Annotated in this window: 7 protein-coding genes and 1 pseudogene; 4 read left to right on the top strand and 4 right to left on the bottom strand. The window is 67.6% G+C overall.

Annotated features, from left to right (window positions below):
• Positions 1-1394: pseudogene (locus WD271_09830) on the top strand (NAD-dependent succinate-semialdehyde dehydrogenase).
• Between the two features lie 43 nt (positions 1395-1437).
• Here the strand turns inward: WD271_09830 and WD271_09825 are convergent.
• The gene (locus tag WD271_09825; protein ID MEX1008126.1) at positions 1438-2253 is read right to left on the bottom strand and encodes a class I SAM-dependent methyltransferase; all 816 of its coding nucleotides are present in this window, start codon (positions 2251-2253) and stop codon (positions 1438-1440) included.
• Between the two features lie 153 nt (positions 2254-2406).
• On the opposite strand from WD271_09825, the gene WD271_09820 reads away from it, so the two are divergent.
• A complete protein-coding gene (locus tag WD271_09820) occupies positions 2407-2778 on the top strand; it encodes a cupin domain-containing protein (protein MEX1008125.1) in 372 nt (123 codons plus the stop codon).
• A 61-nt stretch (positions 2779-2839) separates the two neighbouring features.
• On the top strand, positions 2840-3403 hold the full coding sequence (locus WD271_09815; GenBank protein MEX1008124.1) for a GNAT family N-acetyltransferase: 564 nt from the start codon (positions 2840-2842) through the stop codon (positions 3401-3403).
• 94 nt (positions 3404-3497) lie between these two features.
• Here the strand turns inward: WD271_09815 and WD271_09810 are convergent, their stop codons facing one another.
• From WD271_09810 to WD271_09800, 3 genes are all read right to left on the bottom strand, one after another.
• Entirely contained in the window at positions 3498-3854 is a 357-nt protein-coding gene (locus tag WD271_09810) for a VOC family protein (protein ID MEX1008123.1), read from the bottom strand.
• A gap of 390 nt (positions 3855-4244) precedes the next feature.
• A complete protein-coding gene (locus tag WD271_09805) occupies positions 4245-4496 on the bottom strand; it encodes a hypothetical protein (protein ID MEX1008122.1) in 252 nt (83 codons plus the stop codon).
• A gap of 103 nt (positions 4497-4599) precedes the next feature.
• Entirely contained in the window at positions 4600-8115 is a 3516-nt protein-coding gene (locus WD271_09800) for a BTAD domain-containing putative transcriptional regulator (GenBank protein MEX1008121.1), read from the bottom strand.
• 184 nt (positions 8116-8299) lie between these two features.
• On the opposite strand from WD271_09800, the gene WD271_09795 reads away from it, so the two are divergent.
• Positions 8300-9295: a beta-propeller fold lactonase family protein gene (locus WD271_09795; GenBank protein ID MEX1008120.1), complete on the top strand. Its 996-nt coding sequence runs from the start codon at positions 8300-8302 to the stop codon at positions 9293-9295.
• Positions 9296-9454: the final 159 nt, after the last annotated feature.

Here is a 9454-nt window from a genome sequence, read left to right as displayed (position 1 = left end):
TCGAGTAACCCGGCCAGGGGTGAAGTGATCGACTCGGTCGCGGACGCCGGCGTCGACGACGTCCGTACCGCGATCGACGCGGCCGCGGCTGCGTCCGAACCGTGGGCGACGCGCACCGCGTACGAACGCTCCGCGTTCCTGTACCAGGCGCACCAGCTCATGCTCGAGCGGCGCGAGGCACTGGCAAAGCTCATGACCGACGAGCAGGGCAAGCCGATCCGCATGGCGCGCAACGAAGTTGGCTACGCGGCCGACTTCCTGCTCTGGTTCGCGGAGGAAGCCAAGCGGGTCTACGGGCAGACGATCCCATCGGCGAGTGGCGTCCGTCGGCACGCGCCGACCAGCGCTTCCTCGTGCTGCGGCAACCCGTGGGTGTGGTCGGCGCAATCACACCGTGGAACTACCCGGTGTCGATGCTCACGCGCAAGATCGCGCCCGCGCTGGCGGCCGGCTGCACCATCGTGCTCAAGCCCGCGGAGCAAACTCCGCTCCTCGCGGTGGAGGTCTTCAAGATCTTCGAGGAGGTCGGCGTCCCGGAAGGCGTGGTGAACCTCGTCACCACATCGGACCCGGAGCAGGTGGGCGGCGAGCTCGTGACCAACCCGCTCGTGCGCAAGATCACCTTCACGGGCTCGACCGAGGTCGGCAAGCTCATCGCACAGCAGGCCGCCGCGCAGGTGAAGCGGGTGAGCATGGAGCTCGGCGGCCACGCGCCGTTCCTCGTGCTCGACGACGCCGATCCGGTGCACGCGGCGAAGGGTGCGGCCGCGGTGAAATTCCTCAACACCGGGCAGGCCTGCATCTGCCCCAATCGACTGTTCGTGCAGCGCGGGCTCGCCGACGAGTTCGTCGCCACGCTCGAACAACGCTTCCAGGCGCTCAAGGCGGGGAGCGGTCTGGTCGACGGCGTCACCGTCGGACCGCTCATCGACGACCAGGCGATGGCGAAGATGGAACGCCAGGTGTCCGACGCGGTGGACAAGGGGGCGCGCGTCGTGACCGGCGGAACGCGGCTCACGGCCGACGGCCTCGACGCCGGCTACTTCTACGCGCCCACCCTGCTCGCCGACGTCACACCCGACATGCTCATCTATCGCGAGGAGACGTTCGGTCCGATCGCGCCCGTCATCGTGTTCGACGACGACGACGAAGCGATCGCGATGGCCAACGACACCGAGTATGGCCTCGCGTCCTACGTGTACACGAACAACTTGTCGCGCGCGTTCAAGGTGATGGAGCGCCTGCGGTTCGGGATGGTCGGCGTGAACGACATCAACCCCACGTCGGCAGCGGCCCCGTTCGGCGGAGTGAAGCAGAGCGGGCTGGGCGTCGAAGGCGCGCGCGAAGGAATCAACGAGTACCTCGACACCAAGCTCGTCGGCCTGTCGGTTTGACTCGCGGGCCGCACGTGCCAGTTCGGAGTGCTTCGACTACCCGCTACGCGGCCTTCTCCCAGACCGAGACGTGTTGCCTGCTGTCGCTGGTGAAGGGCTCACGGTTCCAGTCGCTCCAGCGCTCGCGCAAGGTCATTCCGGCGAGTCGCGCCATCAGGTCCAGCTCGGACGGCCATACGTAGCGAAATGGCGCCGACCGCGTTTCAAGTTGGCCATCGACCACCCAGTAGTGGTGAGAGAACGCGATTTGGGTCGCGACGTCGTACTCCTCGAAGCCGAGATGCGTTGGGGTCACCGTGAACGCGTGGATGGTCTCGCCGGGCGGGAGACGTTGAAGCTCGGGAACCATGACCTCGATCACGAAGCACCCACCCGGTTCCAGATGTGCGGCGACATTGCGGAAACACGCAACCTGCTCGTCTTGGCTGGTCAGGTTCATGATCGTGTTGCGGACGAGGTAGGCGAGGGTAAACGTCCCGTCCACCGTGGTGGTCGCGAAGTCGCCGATCGTCACACCAATGTCGTTCGCGCCCGGCTTCGTTTGCAGCTGAGCGACCATGGCCGGCGAAAGTTCAATCCCATGGACACGGAGACCGCGCTCGCCGAGCGGTAATGCGATCCGTCCGGTACCGATGCCGAGTTCGAGGGCGGCACCTCTTCCTGCCAGATCGGCGAGGAAGCTCACCGCCGGGTCGACGACCGCAGGTTCGAACAGCTCCGGCCACTTGGCCTCGTAGCTTCTTGCTATCCCTTCGTCGAAGTAGTTCTCTGGCACAAGCCGCACTCTGGCAGCAGTCCGTTGTAAGCCGCCACCGGATTCCCAGGCGCGTAACCGATCGCCGTCGTTGGCCATGCGCATGACGCCGGGTTAGAAAGACGCGAAGATCCAGGCGGTGTAGGCCATCACTACGAGGAGACGAACGACAGATCTATACGCTGAGGGGCGTTGCGCTTCAGCGTTGCAGGAGCAAGACTGCTGGCGTCTCCAGTTGCACTGAGCGGAGGTTGTGCCATGGCGAATCTGGTCGGCAAGAGCTTCGACGCACCTGACGAGACGAGAAAGCCCGAGAAGACGACCGTCGAAGTCGTTGACCTCGGCGACGGCATCAAGGCTGCGCGCTTGACGATGCAGCCCGGATGGCGGTGGTCGGAGTGCGTCAAGCCAGTCGTCGGCACAGATCGCTGTCAAGTTCGGCACGTCGGCGCAGTCCTGTCAGGTCGGATCCACGTGGTCCATGACGACGGGACCGAAGCCGAGGCGGGTCCCGGTGAGGCGTACCGCATCGAGCCCGGTCACGACGCTTGGATCCTTGGGGACGAGCCGTTTGTGGCCTACGAGTTCGAGAGCTCGAGCGCCGCAACATACGGCGCGGCATCGGGCTGATCCGCAAAGGTCACGCTGACGAGCCGCTTGCCGGTGACGTTGCGCGCCCGATCGATACCTCATGGGACTCGTCGTGCGAGCACTCACCGAGGATCTGTGGCCTGCGCTGGAGGATCTCTTCGCCACCACCGGTCCGGTGGGTCGGTGTTGGTGCATGTACTGGCGGATCGGCAGCACGTACCGAAGCCGCTCACCAGATGCCAACAAGGAGTCCTTCCGCGAAGTCGTGTCTGCGGGTCCTCCGCCAGGACTGCTCGCGTTCGACGACGACATCGCGGTCGGTTGGTGCCAACTCACGCCTCGCGAGGCCCTACCGGCGCTCGACCGAACGCGGCGACTCGCACGCGTCGATGACAAGCCCGTGTGGTCGATCTCGTGCTTCTACATCCGCAAGGGCTACCGACGCCAAGGTGTCACCTCGGCGCTGATCCATGCCGCGCTCGTAACCGCTCGACGTGCCGGAGCGGTCGCCGTCGAGGCGTACCCGCTCGATGCCGAGTTGACGCCCAGCGCGTCACACACCGGCTATCTCACGACGTTCGAACGCGCAGGCTTCACAACCGTCGCTCGACACCTCCCTCCACGCCCGATCATGCGATACGAGTTCCGCTCGACCGCCAGCTGATCGACTCAGTCGGAAGCGCCACACACCCGCCGGGCACCAGCGCAAGCACGACCCCGACGGATGACCCACGGCGACGACTCGTGGCCGCGCGTCGCTAGGCCATCTCGGGTGTGGCGAGAGTGACGGCATGCCCAGCGGGATCGGCGATGACCGTGGCTTGCGCTGCCCACGCCGGACGGTATGGCTCCCGCACGACGGGCACTCCGAGATCGCGCAGGCGCTCGAACTCGCTTTGGACGTCGTCAACGACGAGACCGATATTGATCGCCGCGGGGTTGCCGGGCGGGTCGCCGACATGGAAGCCCAGTGTCATCTCGCCAGCCTTGAACCAGACCGAATGGTCCGGCACCTCGGTTTCGATCGTCAGCCCGAGAGTCCCTTCGTAGAAGGCACGGCATGCTTCGAGCACCTTGTCGTCGCCGACCGAGAAGTACACCGTGTAGACGAACATCCCCCGGATGCTACGCCAGCACCGTCGGCCATCCGGCGACATGACCCGCGCAGATGCGTCCCGATACCCCCTCGCAGGCACACCGACGTGCCGTTCTGTGCTCCCCGCCATAACAGTTCTGCGCGCGTTCTGGCGGCGCGTTCTGTATCACGACCGTGAGCGCGGCAGTTCTGCGCCGGTTCTGCCGAACATCGTCGCCCGACTTCAGGAGTAAGCCGGCCCGACTGTGATCGGCCGGGCAGGCAGCGGCGGCTTCCCTGCCTGCCCGGCGCGGCACGCCTGGTGAAGTCGACGGCTCGGCGCCGACGGCGGCGACGGTCAGCGCCGCGGAGACCGTTCGGAGTGCGAGTAGACGCTTGATCGTTGTTCCTCCTTTGGGACGGTGGCCGTTCAGCACGCAGTGTTGGTTACGGCAGTGTTCATTCCGTCATTGCCGTTGGTGTTGTTGGTGTTGTTGACGTCCATCGCGTGTTCCATGCCGCCGCCTTCGGGGACGTTCGCGCCCATGCCGGGCCAGGCCTGGACCATGTTGAAGGCTCCGCAGTAGGTGTTCGGCGTCGGCTTCGGCGTCGCGGCCGCCGTGCCGACGCCGATGCCCAGGGCCGCGGCGATCGTCGCCGCGAGGATCAGCACCTTGTTCATCTCGGTCTCCGCCTACTCGTTGGCACACGAGGATGTTTTCCTCGACCACAGAATCAGGGAGAGGTCTCGCAGCGCGGTCGCAGCTCGAGCGCGGTCAAGCCCGTCAGTCTTGGCGGAGTGCTTGGTCGGCTTCGGCGTGTAGGTAGGCGACGGCGTCGGCGATGTCGAGGGCGGCGCCTTGTTCGGCGAGCCTCGCAACTTGGGGTTCGCCGAGGGCTTCGCGGAGGGCGGCGTCGGCCGCCGCCTTCATTTCGAGGACCCAATCCGGTGCCGATAATTCCGTCATCGCGTCGGACTTCCCGATGAGCACGGCCGCGGGCTCGAACAATCTGAGCTCCCAGAACGCGACCCCGGCCAGGTGGCAGAGCCCAACGTTTGCGAGAGCACCGAGTTGGAGGTTCTGGTCGGAGGCGTCGACGATTGCCCGGAGGGCGGTTCGCCATTCCCCGCGCCGGGCCGCGATATGACCTTTCTGGTGTGTCGCGTGTGCGACACCCCAGCGGTCGCCGATGCGGGTACTGACCTCGGTCGCTTCGTCGAGCAGGGTGAGCGCGCGTTCGGACTCCTCGTACGGGAGCCAGTTCGCGAGGTTCGGGAGCCCGAAGGAGAGCGCGCTGTCGATGCCGGCGGTACGGGCGACGCGCGCCGCTTCGTCACCGGCCGCGATCGCGGCGTCGAGCGTCGGTTCGGTGATCTGGAGCGCACTTGCGAGCATGACGAGTGCGTGCGCGAGTTCGTACGGGTCGCGCGCCGTCCGCGCGAGCTCGACCCATTCCCCAGCGTGACGTCGTGCCTCCTCGAAGTCACCACGAAAGAACGCGAGGATCGCCTGAGCCCGCGGCACGGACGAAAGCCGTGTACCGAGCGCAGCTTGGGCTCGTTCCGCGATCGCGACGAGGGCTTCGGCCCGCTCGAGATCGCCGGCCACCATTGCGCCCCAAGCGGCCCACGCGACGACCGCAGGAAGGAGCGGGTGAGTGTCGCCGCCCGGGATCGTGCTCGCGGTGGCGGCCCAGTCCATCGCGAGTTCGCCGGTCCTGCCCTGCACGGCCAAGGGCGCCACCAGGCGCAGCGCGTGCTCCGGCGAAGGCGTTTCGACCGCCCAGTCGAGCGCAGCCCGACAGTTGTCGACGTCGCGCGTGACGACGCTGGTCCACTCGAGGTGGTCTTGGCTCCGTAGGTGCGGACCGGCCGTCTCGGCCAGTGCAACGTAGTGGTCGGCGTGGCGACGTCGCAGCGCGACCGGGTCGCCACTCGCGTCGAGCCGCTCCCGCGCGTACTGGCGGATGGTCTCGAGCAGCCGGTAGCGTACCCCGCCGTCGGTGTCGTCGACGACGACGAGGGACTTGTCGACCAGTTGACTGAACACGTCGATCACGTCCGACGCGTCGAGCATGTCGCCGGGCAGGACCGCCTCTGCGGCCGCGAGATCACAGCCACCCGCGAATATCGACAGCCGTTGCAAGGCGTGACGCTCCGTGGGGGTGAGTAGGTCGTAGGACCAGTCGATGGTGCTCCGCAGCGTCTGGTGGCGCTCGAGGACCGCGCGACTGCCGTGCGTGAGGAGCTTGAAACGCTGATCGAGCCGGGCGACGAGATCGTCCGGTGACAGCGACCGCACCCGCGCCGCCGCCAGCTCGATCGCGAGTGGGATCCCATCGAGGCGTCGACACAACTCCCCGACGGCACCGACGTTGCGATCGGTGAGCGCGAAGTCGCTCTTCGCTGCGCTCGCCCGATCCCAGAACAGACACACCGCCTCCACCCGCCTGAGCTCGTCCACATCCGCATCACTGGCCGGGACACCCAGCGACGGCACCGCGACCATCCGCTCGCCCGCCAAACCGAGACCCTCCCGGCTCGTCGCCAGCACCGACACGCGCGCGCAACGCTGGGTAATCGCGTCGACCTGACGGGCGACCGCATCGAGGAGGTGCTCGCAGTTGTCGAGTACCAGGAGCAGCCGCTTGGCCGCGAGATAATCGAGCACCGACTCATCCAGCGCCCGACCCGGCGGTGGCTGCACCCGCAGGCTCGTTGCGAGGGTCTCCCACACCGCCTCCGGGTCAGTGACCGGCGCGAACTCGCACAACCACACGCCGTCCGGAAACTCCGTGACCACGTCAGCGGCGACCTGCAACGCCAGGCGGGTCTTGCCGACGCCACCCACCCCGGTCAGCGTCACCAGCGGCGTCTCGCGGACCAGCTCCGCCACCGACGCGATCTCCGCCTCGCGGCCGACGAACGTCGTCACCTGACGCGGCAGGTTGTTGCGCGAGAACGCGTCCAACGTGCGGAGCGGCGCGAACTCCCGTCCCAGATCGGGATGGGTCACCTGAAACAAACGCTCCGGCCGCCCCAGGTCGCGCAGCCGGTGCTCTCCCAGGTCGACGAACCCGTACTTCTCGGGTAGCGCGTCGTGCAGCAGCTCTTCGGTCGCGGCTGACACGATGACCTGTCCGCCATGCGCCACCGACATCACACGCGCGGCGCGGTTCACCACGCTGCCGTAATAGTCGCCGTCGCGGACCTCGGCCACGCCGGTGTGGATTCCCATCCGGACCCGTACGGTCTCGGTGATGTTCCAGTCCTCGGCGAGCAGCGCCGTTTGTGCGCCGACCGCCGCGGTGACCGCGTCGTGGGCGGTCGAGAACACGGCGTGGAGCCCGTCGCCGGTGGTCTTGACCGCGTGGCCACCGTGTGCCTCGACCGCGTTGCGCAGCAGCTCGTCGTGACGCGCCATCGCTTGGGGCATGTCGGGAAACTCCTCCCACAGGCGCGTCGAACCCTCCACATCGGTGAACAAGAAGGTGACCGTCCCCGACGGCAGATCTGGCCTGCCCGTGTCCCGGCCAGGCGATCCCGCCCACGACACATCGGGGTGTTGACGCACGATGTCGTCGTTGAGCTCCTGCAACCCGGGTGAGGGCACCACGCCGACCTCGTCGGCCAGGAACCGACGAAACGCGTCATAGGCGCGCAGTGACTCGACCGGCCTTCCCGCACGCGCGAGCGCCAGCATCAACAGCGCTCGCAGACGCTCCCGGAACGGCGCTGCGGCGATCTCGGCCTCGAGCTCCCCGATGACCTCCTCCGGACGGCTCAACTCCAACAGCGCGGCGGCCCGTTCTTCGATCGCGCGGGCGTGCAGCTCAACCAGTCGAGCCACCTCAGGGGCAGCGAACTCCTCGCTCGCGAACTCCGCGTAAGGGGATCCTCGCCACAACCCGACTGCCTCGTCGAACGCGCGCAGCGCGACCTCCGGTTGTGCCGCCGCCCCGAGCCCGACCCGCACCAGCTCTTCGAAACGCAACACGTCCGCCTCACCGTTCGCCACCCGCAGCCGGTATCCCGGCGCCCGGGTCTCGAGGCGGTCCTCACCGAGCGTCGCGCGCAGCCGGGACACCAATGCCTGGAGCGTGTGCGTCGCGCTCGGCGGCGGCTCGTCACCCCACAAGACGTCGACGAGGCGGTCACTCGACACCACCTCGTTGGCGTGGACCAACAGCGCCGCGAGCACGCGGCGTTGCTGCCCGCTCCCCAACCGAACGGGCTCACCCTCGCGCACGACCTCCAGTGGGCCCAGCACACACAGCGCCGTCGCCACCCGGTCGTCCACCGGTCCTCCAACCCCACCCACACTCACGACGCAGCTGCGCTCGAGCTGCGATCACGCAGCGACCACGCAGCGAGACCTCTCCCCGACGCTGTGATCGAGGAAGACATCCTCGCACACCACCCCGACAGGAGAAACGATGAATCTCCGCAGCATCCTCCAGCACCCCGGCCGCAAGGTCGTTGCCATGGTCGTCGCCGCGTTGTCGGGGTTGGGGGTTCTGTTCGCTACGTCGGCTGTGCCCGGTGCGGCTGCGGCCGCAGGGTGTGCGGGCACGGCCTATGTGACCAACGAGCAAGGGGGCACGGTGTCGGTGATCACCACGGCGACGGGTGCGGTGTCGGCCACCATCACGATCGGTAAAGGTCCGGCCAGGGTGGCGATCACCCCTGACGGCAAGCACGCATACGCAACCGACTACGTCGGCGGCGAGGGTGGCACAGTGTCGGTGCTCACGACCGCGACGGACGTGGTGTCGGCGCCCATCAGCGTCGGCACCGCTCCGGTCGGGCTGGCCATCACCCCTGACGGCAAGCACGCCTACGTGACCAACAACAGGGACGGGACGGTGTCGGTGCTCACGACCGCGACGGACGTGGTGTCGGCGCCCATCACCGTCGGCACCGCTCCGGTCGGGGTGGCTATCACCCCTGACGGCAAGCACGCCTACGTGACCAACCTCGGGGATGGCACGGTGTCAGTGATCACCACGGCGACAGGTGCGGTGTCGGCGCCCATCACCGTCGGTAAGGGTCCGGTCGGGGTGGCGATCACCCCTGACGGCAAGCACGCCTACGTGGCCAACCGCTTCGACGGCACGGTGTCGGTGATCACGACCGCGACGGGTGCCGTATCGTTCCCCATCACTGTCGGCAAGGATCCGTTCGGGGTCGCCATTACCCCTGACGGCAAGCGCGCCTACGTGACCAACTACGGGGATGGCACGGTGTCGGTGATCACGACCGCGACGGGTGCGGTGTCGGCGCCCATCACCGTCGGCAACAGTCCTGACGGGGTGGCGATCACCCCTGACGGCAAGCGCGCCTACGTGACCAACTTCGGCGATGGCACGGTGTCGGTGATGGCGACCGCGACGGGTCTGGTATCGGCGCCCATCACCGTCGGCAAGGGCCCGGCCGGGGTGGCGATCTGCCCGGCGCGGAATGCCCACCGACCCCGATGATGACCGTGCCGCGGCAGTGCCCGACGGCCATGCCCGCCGCTGTCCCCGATCGAAACCGGCCGACGCTCGCGACGACCAGCAGCGGGCCCAGCACACACAACGCTGGTGCCACCCGGTCGTCTACGACCCCTCCATCCCCAGCCACACTCAGGACGTAGC

Source organism: Acidimicrobiia bacterium (assembly GCA_040880805.1).
Lineage (GTDB): Bacteria > Actinomycetota > Acidimicrobiia > IMCC26256 > DASPTH01 > DASPTH01.
Note: the sequence above shows the minus strand (reverse complement) of the source record. Positions and strands in the feature narration are given on the sequence as shown.